Raw genomic sequence first — 26075 nt, forward strand, 5'->3', positions numbered from 1 at the left:
TAACAGGACCGCAGCTATGCGTTGTAAGGTGTGGTGGGTATAAATATGCTAAAAGTGGCGCCGGCTCCTAATTCACTTTTGGCTGAAATGATACCGTGGTGGTTTTCCACGATCTTCTTACATAATGCCAGCCCAATACCCGTACCACTAAAAGCCTGGTGGGTATTCAACCGTTGAAAGATGCTGAAAATCTGTTCTGCATATTGCGGGGAAAAGCCAATACCGTTGTCTTTAAAAATAATTCCTGTAAAGTATTCATCCTTTTTATTGATCGGCACATAACCCGGAATTTGTGTGGCGGGGTATAAGCCGGTAGAGATTGTAATTTCAGGATCGGAAATACAGAACTTCAGGGAATTGCCGATAAGGTTTCTGAAGAGCTGGTTCAGTTGTAAGGGATTCCCCTTAATTACGGGGAGTGTATCATAGCGGATCACTGCTTTTTTCTGATCTATCATGACCTCAAATTCTGCCAGTACATCTTTTACGATCAGATTCAGATCAGTACTAACGAAGGGAGTTTCCACTGCAGAAAGGCGGGAATATTCCAGTACATCCCGGATGAGCCTGGACATGCGTTGGGCAGAAGAAGTTACCTTGTTAAAATAGTGTTGCAGGGAATCTTCTAAAGGCAACTTATTCTGGATCAGCTCTGAAAATACCTGTATTTTACGAAGGGGTTCCTGAAGATCATGGCTGGCAATGTAGGCAAACTGTTCCAGTGCGTGATTAGATTTTTTCAATTGCTCATTCATCGCTGTAAGCTCTTTGGTACGGAGCAGTACCATATTCTCCAGTCTTTCTTTTGCCATTTTTTCATCCGTAATATCCAGTATGGTACCTAAGTATTTCTCCGCAATATGATGTGCATCAAAATGTACTTTTCCCTGAATGGCGATCCACCGGATATCGTTATCATCATACCGGTGGATACGGCATTGTATATCAAATTTTCCGGCATTGACAGGGTTGGTAAGTTGCCTGATCTTTTGGAGTACCCTATCGAGGTCAGCAGGATAAAGCAATTTTATTAACAGGGATTTATCCATAGGAATACCTGCAGGTATCCCCCATATCTTTCTGCTTTCTTCAGAGCAACCTAATGTGTGATTATAAGCATCATATTCCCAGGTGCCAAGTTTGGTGGATTCTACTGCCATTCTTAGCCGCTCTTCTTCATCACGCAGGGATCGTTCTGCATTTCTTTGTGCGGTAATATCCCGTGCAATCTTTGACGCACCCAGTATATTGCCATACTTGTCTTTGATGGGAGAAATGGTGAGAGAAATATCGAGTAAACGATGATCTTTCGTGATGCGTTTTGTTTCAAAATGGTCTACTCTTTCCCCTCTTTTAAGGCGCTCTATGATAGCAGGTTCCTCATTCTGGCGGTCGGCCGGAATTAGCTTATTGATAGGCTGGCCAATCATTTCCTGCGCTGTGTATCCAAATATTCTTTGGGCGCCAATGTTCCAACTAGTAATAATGCCTTCCAGCGTTTTACTGATAATAGCATCGTCCGAAGAGGATACAATCGCCGCGTGATTGGCGAGTTTCTCTTCATTCTGTTTACGTGTAGTGATATCTATCAGCAAATTTACGGCACCGGTCATTGTTCCGGTACTATCAAAAACAGGTTGAGGAAACGGATTGACAAATACGCGCATACCATCTGGGCGTTCAATAATAATTTCTTCACCGGGGATAGGCCGTCCTTCTTTTAGCGTTCTGGCCATAGGACAATCATCCAGTGGTAATCGGGTGCCATTGGGGCGATAAATTCTGGCAGAGCCGCACCACATATCTTTACCTAATTCCGGGGTTCTCCCCCAGAGCAGGGTGGCTGCGAGATTAAAAAAAGTGATCTTTCCTGCCATATCGCAGGTATATACAGCCACCGGGAGGTGTTGCAGTAACTGTTTATAATGAGACTCATTGTGTTGAATTAGTTCCCCTATTTGCGGCAGTGGTGTATCTGCTGTGAATGGGGGAATGCTTTCATACTGATTCGTTGTTTGATCATTCATGGGAACATCTGTCCCGGTCTTCTGCGCTGGATTCATTACTTAACGGCTAATATATTGTATTAAAAAGACCTGTTGTTTCGCTGGAATTATTGGGACGCATATTTGGTTTATTACATCATGGTCACGTAAATGCTGGTTTGATGCCTGATGTGTATAATCAAAAATCATTCCACTTGAAGGGGATCTGAAGCGGGATTACCGGCCAGGCATGAGATCGCACGGTGAAAAGTTATTTTGAAAGTTAAAAAATTACAGTTATTTTAGTATTAATGCTATGCCTGATATTCAACCAAAATAAAGTAGTGCTGCATTGTTCAGCAGAAGGTAATTGTCCGCATTAAATCAATAGCTATTAAATAAATGTTATTTCAGAAAAGTGAACAGGAGCGCATACACTATAAAGTGTAAAATTGTGCAGGATCCGCTGAATGAAAAAATGATTCGTGAACTGTGTGAGCCATCTGTCCGCTACCATCATTGTAAATTGTCCTGATACCGAAAGCAGTAGTAGCCCCAAGCAACTGTGAATCCCCGGCTGCTGAGAAGTAACACTTCATTTTCAATGTGGAGTATGCCTTTGAAATGATCCCATCCGCTGCACATCTGCTGCGATCAGAAATTGATTGTCTAATACTTAACAAATACGGGTATGAAAAAAAGGGTTACTTTTTTTAACGGTTCTCCTGGTTGGCTGTTGCCAATATGCTATGGGTTATTGTTTTCCCCGGAAGCACAGGCAGCGCATAAAGCAGGTTTGTTTACCATCTCTGCCCATATTGCTTCTCCGGATGCGGTGTGGCAAAACCCGCAGCGGGTGGAAGTAAGGGGAGTGGTACGTGGAGCAGATGGTCCGCTGGCAGGTGTAACAGTAGCGGAAAGAGGAAAGTCCAACGCTACTGCTACTGCGGCAGATGGCAGCTTCCGGCTGTTGGTATCCGGCCTGGATGTTTCGCTGGTATTTAGTTCTGTGGGATATAAAACACTGCATACTGCTTTGTCGGGCCGCACGGTATTAAACATTGTACTGGAACCTGCTGTTCAGGAACTTTCCAATGTGGTGGTGACTGCATTGGGTATTAAGAGAGAGAAAAAGTCATTGGGCTATTCGGTAGGTGAGCTGGATGGAAAAGAGTTTAACCGGGTGGCACAGGAAAATATGCTGAATGCCATTGCCGGCAAGGTGCCAGGCGTAACCATCAGCGCTACTGGGGGAACAGGCTCTTCCGTAAGCATGGTCATACGGGGTGCTAAATCACTCAGTACCGATAACCAGCCGCTTTTTGTAGTAGATGGGGTGCCTGTAGCCAGTACACTGAATAATGTAAGTCAGGTAGGTAATGATAACCGGGTAGACTATGGGAATGCGATATCAGATATTAACCCGGATGACATAGAAAATATCTCTATCCTGAAAGGCCCCAGTGCCGCTGCTTTGTATGGTTCCAGGGCGGGCAACGGCGTGGTGCTGATCACGACTAAAAGCGGAAGCCGCTCTAAGAAAATGACGGTAACAGTTACTTCCAATACCGTTTTTGATATTCCTTATAAGTTCCTGAAGTGGCAAACAAAATTTGGTTCCGGCCAGTTTTCAGCTACTCCTGTTGATGTAAGTGGCAACCCGCTGACCAATCCTTTTGGCAAACTGATACAGGAAGAAGTGGGGCCTGCTTTCGGTGCTGCATTAGACAAAGGCTATAAAGAGGTACAATGGAACAGCCCTTTGGATGCAGATGGAAAACCTATTCCGATGGAGCTGGTTTCTCATCCTAATAATGTGAAGAACTTTGTGCAAACAGGGATTACTACCACCAATGGTGTTTCTCTGGCCAACAGCAACGATCAGATTAGTTACCGGATGTCTTACTCCAATATGACCAACCGGGGGATCGTTCCTAATTCCGACCTGTTCAGAAATTCACTCAGCCTGAATTCATCCTTTAAACTGAATAATAAACTAAGGATTAGCAGCAACCTGGACTTTAGCCGGAATAATTCCAATAACCGGCCGGCAGGCAACCGGGGTACCAACCCTTTGCAGTGGGCCTATGGCGTATCTCCTCATACGGATATCAGGGATCTGAAGGAATATTGGTTACCTGGTCAGGAAGGACTGCAACAGCGCTCCCAGGCAAAAGATGTATTCAATAATCCCTACTTCCTGGCTTATGAAGTGAATAACAGTTTCACGCGCGATCGGGTATTTGGTAATGTAAAGGCAGACTGGCAGATCACCCCGGAATTAAGCCTGATGGCAAGGTATGCACTGGACACCTACAAAGAAAGAAGGGAAACAAAAATTGCCAATAGTTATACAGAAGATCCCCGGGGCTCATACGGTATTATTGACCTGAGTGTGTATGAAAGAAATGCAGATATCATGGCTACCTATCAGCGGAACATCCATGACTTTAGTTTACTGGTTTCGGCAGGTGGAAATGCCCGTTATCAGAAGGGCAGCAATTTTACCAATGCTACCCGCAATGGTACCGGACTGATTGTACCAGGTGTTTATAATGTACAGAATATTGCCCCGGCAAACCTGGATTATGTTAGCAGCTGGTATCAGAAAGGAGTGTTCAGTGCCTTTGGGCTTTTAAACATAGGTTATAAAGGGATGGCATATCTCGATGTTACAGGTAGGAATGACTGGTCCAGTACTTTACCGGTGAAAAACCGCTCTTACTTTTACCCCTCTGCATCATTGAGTTTGCTGCTCAATGAAATGCTGCATTTATCTCCGGCGGTCAATCTGCTGAAACTGAGAGGAGGTATTGCGCAGGCGGGGAATGATGCCAATCCGTACATGCTGCTTAGCACACTGAGCAATGCAGGTACCTGGGATGGTATTCCCAGGCTAACTACTTCCGGTACACTGCTTACACCGGATCTGAAACCAGAAATAGCTACTTCCTATGAAACGGGATTAGATGTAAATCTGTTCAATAACCGCTTACGGTTTGCAGGCACTTATTATGTAGCAAAAAACAAGAACCAGATCTTTAGCGTACAGCTACCTCCTTCTTCAGGATATACTTCCAAGAACATTAACGCAGGGTTACTGGAAAGTAAGGGCATTGAATTATCACTTGGCGGAACGCCGGTACAAACAGCCAACTGGACATGGGATGTGAATGTTAACCTGAGCCGCAACAGGACCCGCATTATAGAACTATCAGATGAGTTGCCGTATTTCACTTTATGGACAGATGCGAAAGGGGGTGCCTGGACTTATGTAGGCGATCAGATTGGTGATATCTATGATGCTCAGTTAGTAACGGTAACAGACGAAAAATCGCCCTATTTTGGTTATCCGCTTTTAGACCAGACCGGCAAATGGCAATCTATAGATGCGATCAATACCAAGAATAAGATTGGCAATTTTAACCCTGATTTTATGTTGGGGGCACAAACCTCGCTGTCGTACAAAGGTTTTAGTTTAAACATGACATTCGACTGGCGGCATGGCGGTGATTTTGTTTCTCAAACTTACCGCTATGGAGAAGAGGATGGTAAATCGCAGTTGTTCCTGGATAAGCTGATTAACCCCAACGGAATGGAAGGGCAGGAGCTCCGCGACTGGCTGGTAGCACATGAAGACCAGTATATTAAAGTACATGGTAATTATTTCCCACTGGTGGGTGGGCCCACTCCGGACTATGGAACCGTACCATTCAAATACGGTCCCTATACTTTACCATATGGAGGTGTGATTGTGCCCGGCGTAATTGCCAAATATGATGGCGCAGGTAATATCACCGGTTATATTGAAAACCTGGGCGGGCCTGATACCCGTGCATTACCTTATGCTGGCGCTACCGCCTGGTCGTTTACACGGGCTTTTACCTATGACGCTTCTTATCTCAAACTGCGGGAAGTATCCTTAGGGTATGATCTGCCGGATAAACTAATCCGGTCAATGAAACTGCAGCATGCCAGTATATCCGTTTACAGCAGAAATATTATGCTGTGGACAAAAGCCAAAATAGGGATAGATCCGGAAACCGCATTTCAGGTAGAATCCGGCCTGCAAAAATCAGGTATACAGTTCAAACAGGGAATTGAAAGGTATAATGTTACCCCCTGGAGTATTCCTGTTGGCTTTAAAATCAATGTAACTTTTTAAGGATCTGTAAAGTTTAAAAGATGAAAACAACCAATATACTTATAGCGTGCCTGGTAGTGTCCTGTTGCTGCATCAGTTCCTGCAGTAAAGACCTGACTAAGTGGAATGAAGACCCGAATGGGGTGAATCAGGGAACAGCGAATCCTAACCTGGTACTTTCCACTGTGCTCACAGAAACGGGGAAGGCATTTGTAAACCTGGGCTACCAGGATATTGCCGGCGTGATGCAACACACGCAGAAAGATGGATGGAGTACTACCCATAATAATTATGAATGGGGAGGTTCCCAGAGCTGGGCGGAATATTATGATATTCTGAGAAACAATGAATATGTATATCAGCGTTCGGTGGCATTGCAATACGAATTGCAACAGGGGATGGCACTGGTCATGAAATGTATGGTATTTGGATTAATTACGGATCTGTGGGGGGATGCTCCCTATACAGCCGCACTGAAAGGAATAGAAGGAGGAGCGGAGCATGTATTCCCGGCTTATGATGATCAGGAAACTATTTACAAAGGAATATTGGCAGATCTGGAAACAGCAAATACGTTATTGTCCAAAGGAAAAAATGAATACAATAGTACAGCGGATATTATAGATGTGTACTATAAGGGAGAACCTAGTAAATGGAGAAAGTTGGCCAATTCTCTCGCACTACGTTATTACATGAGGATTTCAGATAAATTGCCAGACATTGCTAAAGCAGGTATAGAAAAAATAGTGGGAAATGCAGCGCAATATCCTATTATCAGCAGCTTTACAGAAGATGCCGCCATGCCTTTTGCCGGTAATAGCAATGGGGATTCCTGGCCTGCCAATGTTACCTATGATGCAGATGCCAGTAATTACAGGCGATTGAAAATGTGCGCTACTTTAGTAAAAGTAATGCGGGCATTGCATGATCCCCGCCTGGGCGTCTGGGCCAATAAAATACAGATTCCCCTGGTGGTAGATCCAAATCTTCCGGCAGGTACAGATAAGATTGAAAACGGGAAGCGTTACCTTTCCCCGGATAAAGTAGCAGGTCTGGAGGTAAATACAGATCCGGAGTATGTAGGAATTCCACCCGGTCTGAATGGGGCGGCAGTGTATAATATGGGGCCAGACCCTTCACAGGCTGCCAGAAATCCACACGTGTCCTGGTTAAATGATATATATAAAGAAGCAAAGGGGCCTTTGCTGAAGGCCAGGCTATTATCCGCAGCAGAGGTGCATTTTATCCTGGCAGAAGCTGCCCTGAAAGGCTGGGCGGTTGGAGATGCCAAAACACACTATGAGGCAGCTATTCAGGCTTCTTTGAATACCTGGGGCGTAGGGGGCACTTATGATGCGTATATTGCAGTGCCGGGAGTTGCTTTTAATGGTACACTGGAACAGCTTATACAGCAGAAATGGATTGCCAGCTGGACGGCAGCTACAGAATCCTGGTTTGATTTCAGGAGAACAGGGTTCCCCAAATTAAAAGCCGGACCAGATGCCATGCGAAAAGTATTACCGGTGAGATTTTACTATATGCTGGAAGAAAGAAATCTAAACAGGACTAATACAGAGGCTGCCATGAATAAGCTGGAAGTGACTACTTATTCAGAGGCAGATGGTAAAAACAGCCCCTGGTCCAAACCATGGTTAGTGAAGGGCACTGCCAAACCCTGGTAAATAATTTAAACAAGAAATACTGAAAATATTAGCTCAATAAAATGTTAAAACCCATGAAGCCACTTCTTTTAAAACTTGCCATAATTTTCCTGGTGCAATTTAATTTTGCATGCAAAACACAGGCACAGGATAATGTTACACCAGCAACTGCGCTCACCCATTATCTGGAAAATGGAGATAATACTTTCCGCTGGGAATTGAAAGACTCCTTTGATATCGGTACGGTGAAAGCATATAACCTATTGCTTACTTCGCAAAAGTGGCGGGAACATGTGTGGACACACCAGCTAACGGTATTGGTGCCGGAAGAGAACAAACATGACGGCGCACTACTATTTATTACCGGCGGCTCTATTAAAAACGGATTGCCTAACTGGAAAGGAAATGATGACCAGTTTATCCAATCCATTAGCCTGCTGGCAACGAAGAATAAAGCCATCGTATCTGTGTTGAGGCAAACACCTAATCAACCTTTGTACAATGATCTTACAGAGGATGCCCTCATTTCTTTCACCCTGCATAATTTTAAAAAGGATGGAGATTATACCTGGCCACTGCTTTTTCCGATGGTTAAAAGCGCCGTACGGGCTATGGATGCTGTACAACAGTTTGCTAAACAACAACTGCATCATACAGTGAATGGCTTTGTGGTTACCGGTGCTTCCAAACGCGGATGGACTACCTGGCTTACCGGCGCTAATGATGAACGCGTAGTTGCCATTGCCCCTATGGTGATCGATATCCTGAATATGCCGGTAAATCTGGACTACCAGATGAAAGTATGGAAAGGATATAGTGTGCAGATTGAAGATTATGTAAACCTTGGTATTCCTCAGGCAGTACATACACCTGATGGTAATGCGATCACAGCTATGGTAGATCCTTATGCTTACCGTAACAAACTAACCATGCCCAAACTGATCATTATGGGTACGAATGATGAATACTGGACAGTGGATGCTATCAAGCACTATTACGATAGTATTCCCGGACAAAATCTGATTCATTACGTACCCAATGCCGGGCACAACCTGGGAGATGGCAAACAGGCCATGCGTGCTTTGAGCGCTTTCTTTGGGATGACGCTGGAAAAAACGCCTTATCCTGTATGTACCTGGGATATAATAACCAAGGAAAAGAAGGCAACGCTGGTAGTGAAAGCAACTCCAAAAACACTGGTAGATGCAGTGATCTGGTATGCAGATTCTCCGGATATGGTATTCACCGACAAGGAATGGAAGGGAGAAAGCCTTGGTATGAAAAAAACAGCAGAAGTAAAGGAAACGATCAGTTTTCCGGAAGCAGGCTTCAGGGCATTTTACCTGGACCTGAAATATAAGGACCCTAACGGCGGGGAATATACTGAAAGTACCCGGATGTTTGTAGCAGATAAAGACCAGCTTTTTCTGAATTAAATTGATAACCCTGTTTATAAAATGATGCCCCTGTATATGGAACAAATTCCTTTACAGGGGCTTTTTATATAGGAATGGTTGATGTGTAATTTGTTATCTGGCCCCTGCTTTTTCGAGTATGCCCACCATGTGACTGAATTTTCTGTTGCGTGCGTGAGCCAAAGGAGTTACCCCATCTTTGTCAGCAATGTTAACATTGCTGCCGGCATCTATCAGCATCTGTACAATTTGCACTTGTTTATTATTGCCGTCGCTTAATATGATTGCTTCCAGCATGCCAGTCCAGCCCAGTTTGTTAATATGATCTATTGGAAATGTTTTGTCTTTCAGCAATTCAGCTACAATCGCCACATGCCCTCTTTCACAGGCGGGAATCAGGGCGGTGCCACCATACCTGTTGTACACATCATACCTGGCGCCGGCTTTCATACACAGTTTTAAAATATCGAGATAGCCGCTGGCACCTGCATATAAAAAGGGGCTGTTCTGCATATGGTCCTGTGCGTTTACATCAGCACGTGCGGCAATCAACATTTGTGCTACCGGGATATTATTGTTATAGGTAGCAGCCATCAGGGGTGTTTCACCCTTGTCATTACGTACTTCCAGGTTGTTGCCCTGGTTAATCCATTGTCTGATGGCAGCAGTATCATTTTTTTGTATGGCAGCAAAGATGCCGGATGGATCTTGTTTCATGGTCTTTTTTTCTTGTGCACAACTGCTATGGCTGATATTGATAGCAGCCAGCAGTATCACTATAAAAGAGATGCGTAAAGAATGCATACAGGTATATTTTATATCCATACGAAGGTAGCAAGGAAGAGCAGGTTAAAATGGTACAGGTTATCACATTGCAGGGACTCATTATATCTTTTTACGGAAGTCCAATGGTGTTTTGCCGGTATGCTTTCTGAAAAACCTGGAGAAATAGGACGTATCATTGAAGCCCAGCCCATAGGCTATCTCTTTAACATCCACGGCGGTGAGCGTTAACATTCTTTTGGCTTCCAGCAGCAGCCGTTCCCGGATATATTCACCGGCGGTACGGTTGGATGCTTTTTTGCACACCAGGTTGAGATAGCTGGGGGTAATATGGAGCTGTGCCGCATAAAACCCAACATCGCTTTGTGTGGCATAATGCTGTTCTAACAGTAGCAGGAAACGGTTGATCAGCCGGTTGGTAGCAGCAGGTGCCTGTTCCGGGAAAGCATGGGTGTACCAGCGTTTTAATAATAACAAGATGATCTGCAAACGATGTTGCAGGAGATTACCGGATAAGAGCTGCGGATGGTTAGCTTCCTTTTCTAACTGAATAAGTTCCTGCTCTAGTTGCTGATATTGTGTTGTGTCAAGTTGCAGGAACGGCTTACCGGTGGGTGGAAAAAATGACCAGGTAGCATGAGGGGAAGGGAGAAAACCGGGAGAAAACATTACCTGAAATCCCTGTGTGTTTTTGGAAAGTTGCCATTGGTGTGCCTGGCCGGGCGCCAGGAAAAATACCATCCTGTTTTTTACGGGGTGATCCCTGAAGTCTATAGTATGCGTGCCTGTTCCCTTGCTGACAATCAGCAGCATGAAAAAGTCGTGCTTATGCGGCTCGGTGATTACCGGCATATTAATAGGATGATGATGCATTACCTTAAAATCTTCCTTTTTAAAAGGAAGATTAAAGATTTTCTCAATACCAAAAGTAGGCAGCATACACACTGGTGGGTTTAATTCACGGCGTTTTCCGTTATTCCCAAATTTAATACTTTACCGTTATTAAAGATGTGTGGCTCTACCGGCAGTGTGTGAATTGTTTTTTACTAATTTTGCATCGCCGGTGCGAATGCCGGAGAGCATTCATCGTAGTATAAGCAGATATGCCAGTATTGAACCAATCAGATTATCGTGCACCTTTCTTATTCCGGAACCGGCATTTGCTTACTATTTATCCTTCCTTATTCCGGAAAGTAAGTGGCGTGGATTATCAGAGAAGTCGTATTACCACAGCAGATGATGATTTTATTGACCTGGATTTCAGTACAACAGGCAGCAGGCATATTGTCATTATTTTGCACGGGCTGGAAGGAAATTCCTATAGGAAATATATGCTGGGGATGGCGGCAGCATTTAATAAAAACAACTTTGATACTGTAGCGATGAACTTCCGGGGCTGTAGTGGTGCGCCCAATAAAAGGTTACGTTTCTACCATAGCGGGGAAACGGAAGACCTGGATACCGTAGTGCAGTATGTGAAGCACCTGGGGAAATATGAAACAATCCACCTGGCCGGATTTTCCTTAGGCGGTAATGTGATGTTGAAATACATCGGTGAAAAGGCGGGCAATATTGACAACTGCATTAAGTCGGCAGTGGCTGTTTCTGTACCCTGCGATCTGAAGGACAGTGCTGCAGCACTTGAAAGAAAACAGAATGTGATTTATATGAAACGCTTTATCCGGGAGTTGGAAATTAAACTACGGCACAAAAAGGAATTATATCCGGAGTATATTAACCTGGACGGCTACAGCAGCATTAAAACATTCCGTCAGTTTGACGATCGTTACACTGCACCCATGCATGGGTTTAAAAATGCAGCGGATTACTGGGAGCAATCCAGTTGCCGGCAGTTTCTGGAAAAGATCAGGATACCGGTATTGCTGATCAATGCCCTGGATGATCCCTTTTTAGGCAAAGCATGTTTCCCTTATGAAGAGGCAGCAAAGAATGACTGCTTTTACCTGGAAACGCCAAAGTATGGTGGTCATGTAGGTTTTGTTACATTCAATGGTACCCAATACTGGTCGGAAAGAAGGGCAGTGGCATTTATCCGTAATAACAGGGGATAATGTAAATGGGATCATTACATGCAGGTGACCGTCCGGAAGCGGGAAATGCTTTATATTTAGCACGCTTTATATTTGCCAATAACCCAAACGGACCTATCATGCAAAACCGGGTATTACCTTGGTCTTTAAGAGCATCAGGATTTCTGATGTCTAAATTAGGGAAGCCTTTTCCCGGACTAACGGCCAGGATTTTTTTACGTTTTTATTCTACTCCTCCTAAACGTAAGTTCAAGCCGGCACAACTATCCGTAAAAGAAAGTGCAGTAACGGGTACCGTTACCTATAGCCAATATCCATTTGATCAGCGTTTACTGACACTGACTACCTATAAATGGGGAAACACGGGAAAAAAGGTACTGTTAATGCATGGTTGGGGAGGTAGTCCGGTTGACTTTAAATATATGATCCAGGCACTGGTAGAAAGCGGGTATGAGGTAGTTGCCTTCGATGCGCCTGCTCATGGGTTTTCTGCAGGGAAAAGAACCAACATCGTACAATGGATGCATATGCTGCAACAGTTTATGGCACAACATGGTGATTTTTATGCTGTGGTGGGACATTCACTGGGCGGCCTGAGTGCGGCATTGGCACTTGTGCTGAAAGAGGTACACATTCCTAAATTGGTTATGATAGGAAGTTCGGTGAGCGCCCCCGGTATTTTTGAAGATACTTTCCGGCAGTTTAACATTCATCCGGCGGTAATGCCTGTTGTACAGCAATTGATTGCCCGGAACCTGCAAAGTGATTTGCAACAGCTGGATCTGTTCAAGCATATTAGCCGGATAAAAGCAAAAGACATTCTGGTAGTGTATGATGAGAATGATGCATTGGTAAAACACCAGGATATTACTGCCTTTGTAGAACAATATCATGTGGCACAATCACTGAAGATCAGAGGGGAAGGGCATTTTAAGATAATTAAAGATAAGTTGGTCATCAGCAGGATAGTGGAATTTCTCCACGGATAGCAGGACGGTGATAATTTAAGTCAATAGCTTTTTAATGGACGTACTGGATTATTTATTGCGATTATCAACACCGGCGATAGGACTCATCTTCCTGGTAGAAAATGTAATCATTACAATACTTGTATTATGGTTGGGTAAGTTGCTCCATCATTACTTCTCCGGACAGCAGCCACCACCCTATAAGTATACACAACGGGAGTGGTTTATCTGCGGTGTCACCAATATATTGAATACGGTAATTACCTATATCGGTTTCTGGCTATGGAAAAATGGATTTATTGTGATCAGTACCGGGGTGTCTGTACAGATTTTATGGGATTTTTTAATCCTGTTTTTTGCGATGGACTTACTGATGTATGTGTTTCATTTTATTATCCACAAAACATGGTTGTATAAGGCGGTGCATCAATTACATCATGAAGCGGTGGATCCTAAACCTATTGATCTGTTTATATTACATCCGGTAGAAACGGTGAGTTTTGGTGCATTATGGTTGCTGTTATTATTGCTGGCAACATTTAACATCTATGCAATTGTTATTTACCTGGTGGTGAATGTTGTTTTTGGTTTAACCGGACACCTGGGGATGGAGCCGCTGCCGTTAAAGATCCGTAATTTGCCGGTGCTCAGATACCTGGGAACTTCCACCTTCCACCACCGTCATCATCAGGAAATTGCTTATAACTTTGGGTTTTATACCAGTATATGGGACCGTTTATTTGGAACACATAAGGGGTAGCCCGGCATCGTTGCATAAAAAAAGCCCGGTATACCGGGCTTTTTTTATGCAACGAATATTTTTATGCAGGTTTATCTTCCTTGTCAAAAGAAGGTTGATTGAGTTTAACTGTATGTCTGTTTTTGGATTTTACTTTCAGGTTCAGTATTTCTATGAATACAGAAAATGCCATCGCAAAATAGATATATCCTTTAGGGATGTGTTGGTCAAAGCCTTCGGCCAGCAGGGAAACACCGATGAGCAGGAGGAAAGACAGGGCCAGCATTTTAACAGTAGGGTGTTTATTTACAAAACCACTGATAGATTCAGCCGCCAGCATCATTACCGCAACGGCAAGTACTACCGCTGCAATCATGATCTCCACATGATCAGCCATGCCTACGGCGGTGATAACAGAGTCCAGCGAAAATACGATGTCCAGCAGGAGTATCTGAATCAGTACCTGGCTGAATGTTACAGCTTTTACCTTGGCTTGTTCATGTTCACCGCCCTCCAGTTTTTCATGGATTTCTGCCGTGCTTTTATAGATCAGGAACAGCCCTCCGATTAACAGGATCAGGTCCCGGCCGGAGATAGCGGTTACTTTCAGGAAATCAGGATTGTCCAGGCCTATCCATTCTCCCATATTGAACAGGGGCTGTGTAAGCGACATGATCCAGCCAAGGGATAGTAGGAGCAGGATGCGTACAAACATGGCGAGGCCAAGTCCAAGGCGGCGGGCTCTTTTTTGTTTATCAGCTGGCAGCTTGCCTGCAAGGATGGAGATGAATACAATATTGTCTATGCCCAGTACTATTTCCAGGACAGTTAATGTTAAGAGACTGACTAACGCGTCTACGGTAAAAAGGTATTCCATGGGGCAAAAATAATAGGAAATCGCCGTTTATCAGTTTTTTTATAATTACTAATAAATTACATACATCTTTAGGCAAAATTCAAAATTATGCGCAGGTGGAATGGATTTCGTTCAAGGTTTAACCGGTTAAGCTCATTTAGTTATCCGGGAACTTTGGTCTTACTTTTAGGTGCAGGTTTATGCACCACTTTGCAGGCACAGCAGAGAATACCTTTAAATGATCTGTCAGCATTCCAGCACCCTGGTCCGGGATGGCGCATAGCCGGTGATGTAAAAGCTGACCTCAAAAAGAAGGATGTACTCATTACAACTGATGGTACAGGTGTATTGGTGAATAAGCCAGGTAAGGATCTATTGAGCAATTTCCAGCATGGTGATCTGGATATAGAGCTGGACTATATGATGGCGCTTGGTTCCAATTCGGGCATCTACCTGCAAGGACGGTACGAAATACAGTTGCTGGATAGCTGGGGGGTACTCAATCCCCGTGCCGGCGATAACGGTGGCATCTATGAACGTTGGGATGAAAGTCGTGGTGAAGGGCAGCAAGGATATGAAGGATATGCCCCCCGCCAAAATGCAAGCCGTGCACCAGGACTATGGCAACATCTCAGCATTTCTTTCCAGGCGCCCCGTTTTGATGCCAATGGCAGGAAAACGGAAAATGCCAAAATCCTGAAAATAGTATTAAACGGGGTGGTTATTCATGAGCAGGTAACATTGGCAGGCCCTACCCGTGGCGGACTGGACCATAATGAAGTACCTTCCGGCCCGCTCCGGATTCAGGGTGATCATGGCGCAGTGGCTTTCCGGAACATAGTAATCAATAACTACAGTAAGGCCAAACCTATAGTAAAAGAGGTGAAATACAGTGTGTATAAAGACAGGATGGATAAAACGCCTGATTTTAAAATACTGAAACCTATCGGAGAAGGTATTGCTACACAGATCAGCTCCAATATCAATGGATTGCCGGCTAATGATTTCCTGGTACGTTATACTGCTACCTTACAGGTAAAGGAGGCCGGAGATTATGGCTTTAACCTGAATACACCAGGTGGTGGCGGCCGGCTGACCATTGGTGATAAATCTGTGATTCCGGCAGGAGGAAGTGATGGGAACATCAGCCTGCAGCCGGGAGATTATCCATTGGAACTGCTGTATGTAAAAAGAGAAGACTGGGCTAAACCTTCGCTTACTTTAAGTGTGAGAGAAGCAGGATTCAGACAGTTTGTAATAACAGATACCAATATACCAGGAGATGATCCGGTAGATCCTATTCTGGTAAATGCAAATGCACCCACCGTATTACGCAGTTTTATGGACCTCCCCGAAGGAGGGGCTAAAGTAGTACATGCGGTATCCGTAGGGAACCCTGAAAAAGTACATTATACTTATGACCTGGATAAAGGTGCCATGGTACAGGTATGGCGGGGCGACTTCCTGAACACCACGTCCATGTGGCACGACAGGGGCAATGGTACTGCTGTTCCGCAAGGTACGGTACAAGGTTTTGGAAAGCCTTCCCTGGCTATTGCAAGGTTGTCTTCTCCCCAGGCATCCTGGTCAAATGATACTACCGGTACGGGCTATCAGCCGGATGGTTATGTAATAGATGAGGCCGGCCGCCCGGTTTTTCACTATACCATTTATGGTATTGCTGTAAGTGACAGCATCCGGGTACTGCCCCAAAGTCAGGGAGTATACCGTAAGATAAGCCTACAGCAGCCGGCAGAAAATTTATATGTGCGGGTAGCTGTTGCAGATAAGATTGAACAGCAGTCTGATGGCATCTATGTGATAGGAGATAAGTCCTATTACATAAAAATGGATAATACAGGTGGTGTGATCCGGGAGCAGGACGGACATAAAGAGTTGATTGTGCCGGTAAAAGGCAGTGCATTAAGCTACGCTGTATTATTCTAGTAGTAGAGTAGCAGGAAAGTATTTGTCAAAGAGTAAGCTGTTTTAGTCAAAGCAATTATGAATTATTATGAAACTGAATTATAAAAGTATTACCACCAGGGTTATTTCCTGTTTGTTTTATAGTACACTGGCCATTGCAGGCTGCCCCACTTTATTAAGTGCACAGGAGTCGGCCAAGGAAGAGGATTTTTTCCGCATAGCGAGGGTGAGTGCGCCGGAGGGAACTTTACTGGAAGTAGGAGGATTATGTACGCTGCCTAATGGTGATTTAGGCGTAGCTACCCGCAGGGGAGATGTATTTATTGTAGAAAACCCTACCAGTAACCGTCCTTATTTCAGGAAGGTGGCATCCGGGCTGCATGAAATATTAGGCCTTTCCTATAAGAACGGAGCATTATACTGTGCGCAGCGCGGAGAGCTGACCAAATTGGTGGATGCTAATATGGACGGCAAGATTGATGTGTTTAAAACCGTGTATGCATGGCCTATTTCCGGTCATTATCATGAATATAGTTTTGGACCTGAGATCGCATCGGATGGCTCTTTCTTTGTATCCGGCAATGTGGCTTTCGGAGATGAAGAATGGTGGCGTGGTGAAAGCCGTGTTCCCTGGAGAGGCTGGGTGATGCATATTTCTGAGGATGGTAAAATGGAGCCCTGGGCTACTGGTATGCGTTCTCCTTGTGGGCTGGGAATGATTGACGGTGAGCTTTTTTATACCGAAAACCAGGGCGACTGGATGGGGTCAGGGGCACTTACACACCTGAAAAAAGGCAGCTTTGCCGGGCATCCGGCCGGGTTAAAATGGACAGGGCTACCTAATTCCCCTGTAAAACTGACTACAGAAGAACTTTATAAAAAGGTGGATCCCCGTTATCGTAAAGATGCGAATGGCAGATACATCAAACCCGAGAATGTGGTGAATGAAAAATTTGTGACACTGTTTGATATGAAGCAGTATTTCCCGGAAGTACAGGTACCTGCCGTTTGGTTGCCACATGGCGTACTGGGTATTTCCAACTCACAGATTATAAATATTCCGCAAGATGTTTTTGGCCCTTTTGGCGGACAGGTGTTGGTAGGCGACCAGGGACAAAGCAAGATTATGCGGGTATTTCTGGAAAAAATAAACGGTGAATACCAGGGAGCAGCCTGGGATTTCAGAAGCGGATTCCAATCAGGTGTGCTGCGTATGGCATGGGCTAAAGACGGCTCGCTGTTTGTGGGAGAAACAAACCGGGGATGGGGTTCTGCCGGAGATGCGAATGAAGGGTTGCAACGGTTGATATGGAACAATAAAGTGCCTTTTGAGATGAGAACAGTCAGTGCTATGCCGGATGGTTTTGAAATTACTTTTACGAAACCGGTAGACAAAAAGCATGCGGCCGACATTGCTTCCTATTCAGTAGAAAGTTTTATCTATAAATACCACCCGGTATATGGAAGCCCGGTTGTAAATGAAGAAAAGAGTGCCGTAAAAGGCGTGAAAGTATCTGAAGATGGCATGAAGGTGAGAATCATTGTGGATAACCTGCGCAAGTATTATATCTATAAACTGGCATTAACCGGTATCCGTGATGAGGAAAAATCCTATTCGCTGGTACATCCGGATGTTTATTATACACTGAATAATATTCCGGAAGGGACCAGGTTGGCGATGAGTGAGGTAAGTACTAAAAATTCTGCCCTGATACCTGCGCCGGTACCTGCTGCGGTGAAGGCAGCTGTGAAGCCTGGTGCCAGCAAAACGATCTCCTACGAAGAAGTAAAACCTTTACTGGCCAAGTATACCTGTTCCTCCTGCCACAATGCGAATAAAAAGCAGGTAGGCCCTGGTTTTAATGAGGTGGCCAAACGCCATTATTCTGTGGATAAGATTATTAAGTTGTTGCGCAATCCGCAGCCGGAAAACTGGCCAGGTTATGCTACGCCTATGCCCCCTTTTCCTAATGTGCCACAGGCTGATGCTATTAAAATTGCTACCTGGATTAACTCATTGAAATAACAATATATATCATTGTAAAAAGGTAAGACCTGCTGTTATCAGCAGGTCTTACCTTTTTTATAAGGTGGATAAACCAGGGTTACTTGCAGAAATTAGAATACTTTTGAAGTAGGCAGTGGCTAAACCCAATTTGTTATGGAGCTGGAAAAAGCAACATATCTTGGTACCAATACCCATAGTTATTATGCTGATGGGATACTGATCAGTGAAACAGCTTATCACCGGAAAGTATTTGAGGGCTGGCACAGTCATCAGCATCCCCATATTACATTTATCATAGAGGGAGGTAACCAGGAACAGCGGAAACACCGGGAGCAGGAAGTGCGTCCCGGGGAGGTGCTACTGTACCATAGCGGAGAACGGCATAGAAACAAAAATACACAGCATCCGTCCCGGAACATCAATTTTGAAATAGAAAGCAGCTTTTTAGACAGATATGAGCTGGATTTTTCATCGCTTTATCAGGGTGGTACCTCATCACCTGGTTATAAAGCAGGGCTGTTAAAAATATACCGGGAATGCTGTGTCAACGATGTGCATACCGTATCCTCCATACATGCCTTGTTGCTGGAACTTTTTAATATAGCGCAAACACCCGGAAAGACAACACGTATTCCTCAGTGGGCCATCCGCCTGCAACAGCTTTTGCATGATACCTGGGATGATACGCCCTCTTTAACCCAGCTGGCTGCTATCCTCCAGGTACATCCGGTAACGATCTCCAAATATTTTCCTGTGTACTTTTCCTGTACCCTGGGGGAATACATACGCAGGATAAAAGTAGAAAAAGCCGTGGCTTATATTAAGGAGCCTGGGAGTAGCCTGACAGAAATAGCTTACCGGTGCGGATTCACGGACCAGAGCCATTTTATCAGGACGTTCCGCACTGCAACAGGCTTTTTGCCGGGAGAATACAAAAAAATGTAGGCACACTAATTTCATACAATTCTTTGTACCGCTGCGGTAAGACCTTTGTATCAGGAATCTGATAAATTGTGTACTGATGATACGATACCTGAAAACTATTTTTGTTTTGTTGCTGACCATCTCTCTTTTTTGCCGCCATACAGCAGCACAGCCTGGTGGCTTATCTTCTAAAGAGCAGGAGGCCATTGTTCATAAAATAGCCAACCTGATTAAAACCCATTATGTATCGGTGGAGAAAGGCGCTGCCATTGCACAGCATCTGGTGAAAACATACCAGGACGGCGCTTTTAATAAAGCCACTGATAACCGGGTATTTGATTCACTGATGACGACTACGCTGCAGGCTTATAGTCATGACGGGCATTTGTTTGTTCGCCATGATACTGCCATTGTAAATAATATTCTGGCCGCGGAGAAGGACGCGGCTACTCCCGAAGGGGAAGACCTCTTTTACTACGGCGCTGATGCAGCAAAGAAAAACTATGGCTTCCAGGAAATACGAATCCTGGAAGGAAATATTGGCTATATAAAACTTTCAGAAATAAATATCTCCGGTAAAAGCCTGCCGGTACTTAGTGCCGCGATGCAGTTGATAGCTAATACAACAGCATTGATTATTGACCTAAGGTATAACGGTGGTGGTGGAACGGATATCGGTGCGGTGTTTGAAAGTTTTTTCCTGCCTGCCAACACTCCTTTGCTGGAGTTTAAAGACAGGAAGGGACATGTGGAGGTGGATAAAACAGTTTCATGGCTGCAGCAGCAACAGTATAAACAACCACTTTTTATCGCGGTGAATAAAAGGACGGCTTCTGCTGCCGAGGCTTTTGCCTATGTACTACAGGCACATAAAAGAGCAAAGGTTATCGGGCAACCGACTGCCGGTGCAGCTAACTGGAATACCTATTATGCCGTGAATCCGGAGATTTTTGTATCAATATCTACTGCAGCTCCGGTTTTACCTGGTACTGATAAAACATGGGAGCAGAAAGGTATTCAACCGGATTACATAACATTACCAGGAGCAGAATTGGAACAGATCCATAAATTGGTTCACCAATAACAAAAGAAAGATTAGTGGGAATGTTTCCAGCGTTTATGTGTCCATAGCCAGTACTGTGGTGCCTGCTGAATACTCTCCTCCAGGTATCTGCCAAATGTAGTGGTAATCTCATGAGGAGCAGTAGCCCGTGGGGTATCAGTTAACAAAGAAAAAGAGAGTTTCCACTGTTTTTCTTCTGCTGCTTTATTGAATTGCGCATAGATGACTACCGCATCTGTTGCTATTGCCAGCCTTTCGGCGCCGGTAAACATACGCGTGGGCTGATGCATAAACGCTACCTGGCATTTACTTTGAACACCAGGCGCCTGGTCGGCCAGAAAAAGGTAAGCCTGTGGATTATTTTTATGAAGCAGCATATAGCGTGCTGCCTGATCCATCGGTAGTAATTTTAACCCAAAACGGGTACGCAGGCGTTTGATCAGTAAGTTAAAGAAGGAATTGGATAAAGGCTTATAAATGCCATGCACATCAAACGAGAGATATTTAGGTAATACACTCAGATACTCCCAATTACCCTGATGCCCCAGCATAATGATAATGCTCCTATGCTGGAGATGATAATACTCCAACAACTCCGGATTGAGCACCTTCACACGTGACATGATCTGCTTTTCTGAAATAGATACCATTTGTATAATCTCGGTAAGCATGCGGCCGAAGTGCCGGTAAAATGCGCAACTGATCTCTTTTATTTCTCCATATGTTTTTTCCGGAAAGGAACGGGAGAGGTTTTGCAACACTACCTGGTAACGGTACCGGAGTACCTTACACAGGAGAAAGTAGATGAACTGATCCACCTGCCTGACTATATAGGAAAGCAGCAGGCTGAGTAAATATAATGCAGCATATAGCGGAAGATAGGTCACATGCATTTCAATTTCTTTTGGAGCTATGACGACTTCATTTTGCTTTACCCCTATGTAGTGAAATGCATAATTTTATTTGTTATTCTAAAAATAAATATACCTTTGCTTCCGAATTCCTTATTACATCACTTTTAAAGCAAAAGGAATCATGACAGAACGTACTCACATATCGCCCCTTTCTCTCACTGCCTAACCTGGCACACGGGATTCGTTTTCCTTTTTTTCATTATCTGGAATACTTGTATTAGTTAACATTTAATTAGTACTGCATAATCCGTTTGCCATAAAGTTTGCATCAGGCATTTTTAATGCTGGTGGGGAAGGTGTGCCCATTAAAAAAGCAATAATTATATCAGTAAGTGATTGCAACAGAAGATTATTCGCAAAAGGGAAATGTTTTGTTGCATTACAATAAGAAGAGCACCAGTTATGGGAAGTTTAAGAACAAAAGAGTTAAGTAAAATAGGATATACAAATGACCAGACCAGGAGTCTGGTGATAAATACCATTTCCAGGCATTTCAAACATCACAGTAAGGAAGCACTGATAATACTGTTAACGGCTATCAAAAATGCACCCGCAGATTATGTTAATGATGAAGTACTGGGAAAAATAGCGGCCACTTTTATTGCGGGAGAAGAAGTATGCCGGTACAAGGCATTTACTTTACTGCAGGAAACTGGTCTGTTAAAGATTTATGGAGGACAGGAGATAGCGCATTCTACAAAGAAGCAGATGGAGCTGGCGATGTCATTACCAGTTACTATACAGGGAGCATTGATGCCAGATGCACATACGGGATATGGATTGCCTATTGGAGGCGTATTAGCAACAGCGCAGGTGGTACTGCCGTATGCAGTGGGGGTAGATATAGGTTGCCGGATGGCGTTATCGATCCTGGATGAGGGAAACAGTTATATTAAACGCTATGCGCATCAAATGAAAGTTGCGCTGAAAACGTATACGCATTTTGGTATGGAAGGCGGGCTGGATTTTCCACAGGAGCATGAAGTGTTGGATAGTCCGTATTTCCAGTCTACCGAATGGTTGAAAAGGTTACAGGCAAAGGCCGCCAGGCAGTTAGGTTCTTCCGGCAGCGGCAATCATTTTGTGGAGTTTGGAATCATTACCCTGCAAGAAAATAATGCCTTGCAGCTTCCTCCAAAAGATTACCTGGCTTTATTATCTCATTCCGGCAGCCGTGGTTTGGGCGCTACTATTGCCCAGCACTATACAAAGGTGGCCATGGATACCTGTAAGTTGCCCAGAGAAGCACAACAGCTGGCCTGGCTGGACTTAAACAGTGAAGCAGGACAGGAGTACTGGATAGGGATGCAGTTAGCCGGTGATTACGCAAAGGCTTGTCACGACAGGATACATGCCAACCTCATAAAGGCATTGGGGGTACAAGCGCTGGCGACGATTGAAAACCATCACAATTTTGCCTGGGAAGATACTCTGGCAGATGGGAGAAAGGTGATTATCCATCGCAAAGGTGCTACTCCGGCACATGAAGGAGAGCTTGGGATTATTCCGGGTAGCATGACTACAGCGGCCTATCTCGTGCGTGGTGAGGGTGTGGATAATGCCTTGTATTCTGCATCACATGGTGCCGGCAGGGCTATGAGTCGGAAAAGAGCGCGGGAGAATATGACTGCTTCTGCATTAAAGAAGATGCTCGCCAATGCGGATGTTACATTGATAGGTGGTAGTGTGGAAGAAAACCCACTGGCCTATAAAGACATCGAAAAGGTAATAGATGCGCAAAAAGACCTGGTAACAGTTCAGGGAAAGTTTATGCCTAAAATAGTAAGAATGAATAAAGTGTAAAACATGGAAAAAATAATCATACAGATAACCGCGGGCAGAGGCCCGGTAGAATGTTGCAGAGCTTCCGGGCCGGGTGGGCAAAATGTCAATAAGGTGTAATGAGCATCCATGGATGCTTACGCTGCAAGGACAACCTGAAGCGGGGCTGACCAAAAAGTAAAATGAAGACACTGAGAATTGCATAAACGCAGTTTTGTCTCCATCACCTACCCGAGAGGGGGGGCTTTTTGGTCAGCCCCGCTTTCGCTATACAAACAGTTTAGCTGGTTTGATACTGATAAGATTCCTGTTGCAGTAATTGCAACTGATAAGATACTGCAAAGGATTTCATCCTTCTCAGAATGGATAACCATTTGGAAGCATGATCAGGAATTAAGCGGCGCAGTAGTCCTGTTTCGCTGATGAAATACAGATCTGCATCTGCAATTTCTTTGGGGCTGTGCCCGCCCAGTATTTTAATGAGCATACTTACCAGTGCGCGGGTTAGCGGATCTTCACTATCTGCCCGGAACCATACCCGGTCTTTTTGCAGTTCAGCTTTTAACCACAATGGGAAGGGCCAGTCTTTTATCCGGTAATAATCATGTTTATAATCCGCAGACATCAGTGGCAACTGATTACCTAATTGAACGAGATGTTGTTCCAATGCATTATTATCCTGGTGTATAGAAAACTCGGTGATGAGGTTATCCTGTATATCGTTAATCGTCATGTTTTGCATCGTCATCAGTTTATGGGTATCAACGCGGTAATGTTGTAAAGTTAAGTAATGCTGCCTGAAAGTATTTACGGGATCGGTAAAATGATTTACGCATTCAGGAAAACATTTTACCCCACTGCAGTTGCTTTCTTATTATCTTTGCGCTCTTTAAAATCAATCGTGTTATCATTGATGAAACTAGCTATTTACCAGGGTATCTACAGGATATGTTTCTTTTTATTGTTGTTATTGACAAATATAGCAGTGATACAAGGACAGCAATTAACCGCACCTGCTGATACTGCCGGGGCTACTACTACCCATCACCTGGAAGAAGTAGTGGTCAGGGAAAACCGGTTCTCCGCACCGCTGAAAGCATTAAATAGAAATATTACGATCATTGGCAGAAAGGAAATTGAAGCAACTGCAGCTACCTCTATTAATGAGATGCTCTCGCATGTACCGGGACTGGATGTTCGCCAGCGTGGCCCAGGGGGAATGCAGGCCGATATCGGTATTGACGGAGGCACTTTTGATCAGACACTGGTGCTGCTTAATGGTATAAAAATTACAGACCCGCAAACTGGTCATAATATCATGAACCTGCCGGTGGCCTTGTCTGATATTGATCATATAGAAGTATTGCGCGGAGCGGCTGCCCGTATTTATGGAATCAATGCACTGAACGGGGCTATCAACATCATTACCCGCAAGCTGCCGCAAAGTGGCGTGAATATCAGCGCTGCCGGAGGATCCAGTTTCAGGAAGAATGAAAAGGAACAATTGTACAATAGTTACAGTGCCGGCGCTACGGCCGGACTGGTAAAACCCAACAGCAACCAGGCATTGTCTGTAAGCGGACAAGCTGGCAATGGCTACCGGTATAATACGGCCTATGAGAACTACAAAGCATTTTACCAGGCCAGCTTTGACACAGATACGGCGCAGCAATGGAATGTATTGGCAGGATACGTCAGCAATCAATATGGTGCTAACGGTTTTTATGCTGCACCGGGCGATAAGGAGGCGGAAGAAAAAGTACAAACCCTGCTCACCGCAGTAAGTATGAGCTCCAGGGTAAACCAGCACTGGACCATTTTACCCCGTATCAGCTACCGGTATACAAAGGATGATTACCGTTATATCCGGCAAACGCCGGATAAGTCGCGCAACCTGCATAATACCCATATTGTGGATGCAGAACTGAATAATACTTTTGATACGCGTATAGGTTATTTTGGTGCAGGGCTGGAAGCACGATTTGAACATATCGGCAGCAGTAACCTGGGCAATCATGAACGGGTAAACCTGGGCATTTACGGAGAGTACAGATTAAAGACAACCGGCCCGTTCAGCTTTACCCTGGGCAGTTATCTCAACTATAATTCTTTCTATGGCTGGCAGCTGTTTCCCGGTGCAGATGTGGGATACAACATCCTGCCAAACCTGAAAGCATTTGCTAACGTGGGTACTGCACAGCGCCTGCCTACTTATACAGATCTGTATTACAAAAGCCCCAGTATCCTGGGAAATGATAAGCTGGAACCGGAAAAAGCCACTTATATGGAAGCGGGAATCCGTAAGTTCAGCGGTAAATATTCCTTTTCTACCAGTGTGTTTTACAGGCAGATTTCCCGTTTTATTGATTATGTAAAAGATAGTGTACCACAGCCGTGGCAGCCACAGAATTTTCAACGGGCAGATACCAAAGGATTTACCTTGAGTGCCGGTTATAATACACTTTTATCTGAACAGGGCGTGTTTAACCGCCTGGGTATTAATGTAGGGTATAACTATCTGTCGCCTGATTTTAAAAACAATACCGGATTAAATAAAATCTCCAGGTATGTATTGGAAAGCTTGCGGCATCAGTTTAATGCCGGCGCGCAGGTAGGCATATGGCAGCATTTCAATGTGTCGGCTGCTGCACGTTATTGTATGCGGATCAACTATAAGGATTATACAGTGGTGGATGCGCGTGTGTCTTATAAGCATCATCGCTTCCAGGTATATGCTGATGCGACCAATATCCTGGACGTTACTTACATCGAAGCGGGTGCTGTACCAATGCCTGGCAGGTGGATGACACTGGGAGGCACTATCAGTTTGTAAATGTGAGATTTACATAATTGGTT

Annotated in this window: 18 protein-coding genes; 12 read left to right on the forward strand and 6 right to left on the reverse strand. The window is 44.4% G+C overall.

The features are described from left to right. Positions 1-14 precede the first annotated feature (14 nt). Positions 15-2063, reverse strand: a complete 2049-nt coding sequence (locus ABR189_RS00990; protein ID WP_354658563.1) for a PAS domain S-box protein — start codon at positions 2061-2063, stop codon at positions 15-17. 613 nt (positions 2064-2676) lie between these two features. On the opposite strand from ABR189_RS00990, the gene ABR189_RS00995 reads away from it, so the two are divergent. The 3 genes from ABR189_RS00995 to ABR189_RS01005 are packed head-to-tail and all read left to right on the forward strand — an operon-like array spanning position 2677 to position 9226. Further along, a complete protein-coding gene (locus ABR189_RS00995; protein WP_354658564.1) occupies positions 2677-6150 on the forward strand; it encodes a SusC/RagA family TonB-linked outer membrane protein in 3474 nt (1157 codons plus the stop codon). A 20-nt stretch (positions 6151-6170) separates the two neighbouring features. Further along, entirely contained in the window at positions 6171-7811 is a 1641-nt protein-coding gene (locus tag ABR189_RS01000) for a SusD/RagB family nutrient-binding outer membrane lipoprotein (RefSeq protein WP_354658565.1), read from the forward strand. A gap of 53 nt (positions 7812-7864) precedes the next feature. Beyond that, positions 7865-9226, forward strand: a complete 1362-nt coding sequence (locus ABR189_RS01005) for a PhoPQ-activated pathogenicity-related family protein (protein WP_354658566.1) — start codon at positions 7865-7867, stop codon at positions 9224-9226. Between the two features lie 93 nt (positions 9227-9319). Here the strand turns inward: ABR189_RS01005 and ABR189_RS01010 are convergent, their stop codons facing one another. Both ABR189_RS01010 and ABR189_RS01015 read right to left on the reverse strand, forming a co-directional pair. Then, complete coding sequence (locus tag ABR189_RS01010; protein WP_354658567.1) at positions 9320-10009, reverse strand: ankyrin repeat domain-containing protein; 690 nt, start codon at positions 10007-10009, stop codon at positions 9320-9322. An 81-nt stretch (positions 10010-10090) separates the two neighbouring features. Beyond that, on the reverse strand, positions 10091-10927 hold the full coding sequence (locus ABR189_RS01015) for a helix-turn-helix domain-containing protein (RefSeq protein WP_354658568.1): 837 nt from the start codon (positions 10925-10927) through the stop codon (positions 10091-10093). Between the two features lie 164 nt (positions 10928-11091). Here ABR189_RS01015 and ABR189_RS01020 point away from each other — a divergent pair, with 164 nt between their 5' ends. The 3 genes from ABR189_RS01020 to ABR189_RS01030 are packed head-to-tail and all read left to right on the forward strand — an operon-like array spanning position 11092 to position 13767. Then, a complete protein-coding gene (locus tag ABR189_RS01020) occupies positions 11092-12060 on the forward strand; it encodes a YheT family hydrolase (RefSeq protein ID WP_354658569.1) in 969 nt (322 codons plus the stop codon). A 5-nt stretch (positions 12061-12065) separates the two neighbouring features. Further along, the gene (locus ABR189_RS01025; protein WP_354658570.1) at positions 12066-13028 is read left to right on the forward strand and encodes an alpha/beta hydrolase; all 963 of its coding nucleotides are present in this window, start codon (positions 12066-12068) and stop codon (positions 13026-13028) included. Positions 13029-13062: 34 nt separating this feature from the next. Then, entirely contained in the window at positions 13063-13767 is a 705-nt protein-coding gene (locus tag ABR189_RS01030) for a sterol desaturase family protein (protein WP_354658571.1), read from the forward strand. A 61-nt stretch (positions 13768-13828) separates the two neighbouring features. On the opposite strand, the gene ABR189_RS01035 is transcribed toward ABR189_RS01030, so the two are convergent. Beyond that, a complete protein-coding gene (locus ABR189_RS01035; RefSeq protein ID WP_354658572.1) occupies positions 13829-14623 on the reverse strand; it encodes a TerC family protein in 795 nt (264 codons plus the stop codon). An 87-nt stretch (positions 14624-14710) separates the two neighbouring features. Between ABR189_RS01035 and ABR189_RS01040 the strand changes: the two genes are divergently transcribed. The 4 genes from ABR189_RS01040 to ABR189_RS01055 all read left to right on the forward strand — a co-directional run bounded on the left by ABR189_RS01040 (position 14711) and on the right by ABR189_RS01055 (position 20544). Further along, on the forward strand, positions 14711-16549 hold the full coding sequence (locus tag ABR189_RS01040; RefSeq protein WP_354658573.1) for a 3-keto-alpha-glucoside-1,2-lyase-like domain-containing protein: 1839 nt from the start codon (positions 14711-14713) through the stop codon (positions 16547-16549). Positions 16550-16616: 67 nt separating this feature from the next. Then, positions 16617-18554 (forward strand): hypothetical protein, encoded by a 1938-nt coding sequence (locus tag ABR189_RS01045; RefSeq protein WP_354658574.1) that lies wholly within the window; start codon positions 16617-16619, stop codon positions 18552-18554. A 135-nt stretch (positions 18555-18689) separates the two neighbouring features. After that, positions 18690-19481: a helix-turn-helix transcriptional regulator gene (locus ABR189_RS01050; protein ID WP_354658575.1), complete on the forward strand. Its 792-nt coding sequence runs from the start codon at positions 18690-18692 to the stop codon at positions 19479-19481. Positions 19482-19557: 76 nt separating this feature from the next. Continuing rightward, positions 19558-20544 carry a S41 family peptidase gene (locus tag ABR189_RS01055; protein ID WP_354658576.1) on the forward strand — a complete coding sequence of 329 codons (987 nt, stop codon included), beginning with the start codon at positions 19558-19560 and terminating at the stop codon, positions 20542-20544. Positions 20545-20555: 11 nt separating this feature from the next. On the opposite strand, the gene ABR189_RS01060 is transcribed toward ABR189_RS01055, so the two are convergent. Further along, positions 20556-21416: a lysophospholipid acyltransferase family protein gene (locus ABR189_RS01060; RefSeq protein WP_354658577.1), complete on the reverse strand. Its 861-nt coding sequence runs from the start codon at positions 21414-21416 to the stop codon at positions 20556-20558. 423 nt (positions 21417-21839) lie between these two features. Here ABR189_RS01060 and ABR189_RS01065 point away from each other — a divergent pair, with 423 nt between their 5' ends. After that, positions 21840-23240, forward strand: coding sequence for an RtcB family protein (locus ABR189_RS01065; RefSeq protein ID WP_354658578.1), 1401 nt, complete (start codon positions 21840-21842; stop codon positions 23238-23240). A gap of 259 nt (positions 23241-23499) precedes the next feature. Here the strand turns inward: ABR189_RS01065 and ABR189_RS01070 are convergent, their stop codons facing one another. Then, positions 23500-23967, reverse strand: coding sequence for a SufE family protein (locus tag ABR189_RS01070; RefSeq protein WP_354658579.1), 468 nt, complete (start codon positions 23965-23967; stop codon positions 23500-23502). Positions 23968-24132: 165 nt separating this feature from the next. Between ABR189_RS01070 and ABR189_RS01075 the strand changes: the two genes are divergently transcribed. Then, a complete protein-coding gene (locus tag ABR189_RS01075) occupies positions 24133-26052 on the forward strand; it encodes a TonB-dependent receptor plug domain-containing protein (protein WP_354658580.1) in 1920 nt (639 codons plus the stop codon). Positions 26053-26075 lie beyond the last annotated feature (23 nt).

It is taken from the genome of Chitinophaga sp. H8 (assembly GCF_040567655.1).
GTDB lineage: Bacteria > Bacteroidota > Bacteroidia > Chitinophagales > Chitinophagaceae > Chitinophaga > Chitinophaga defluvii.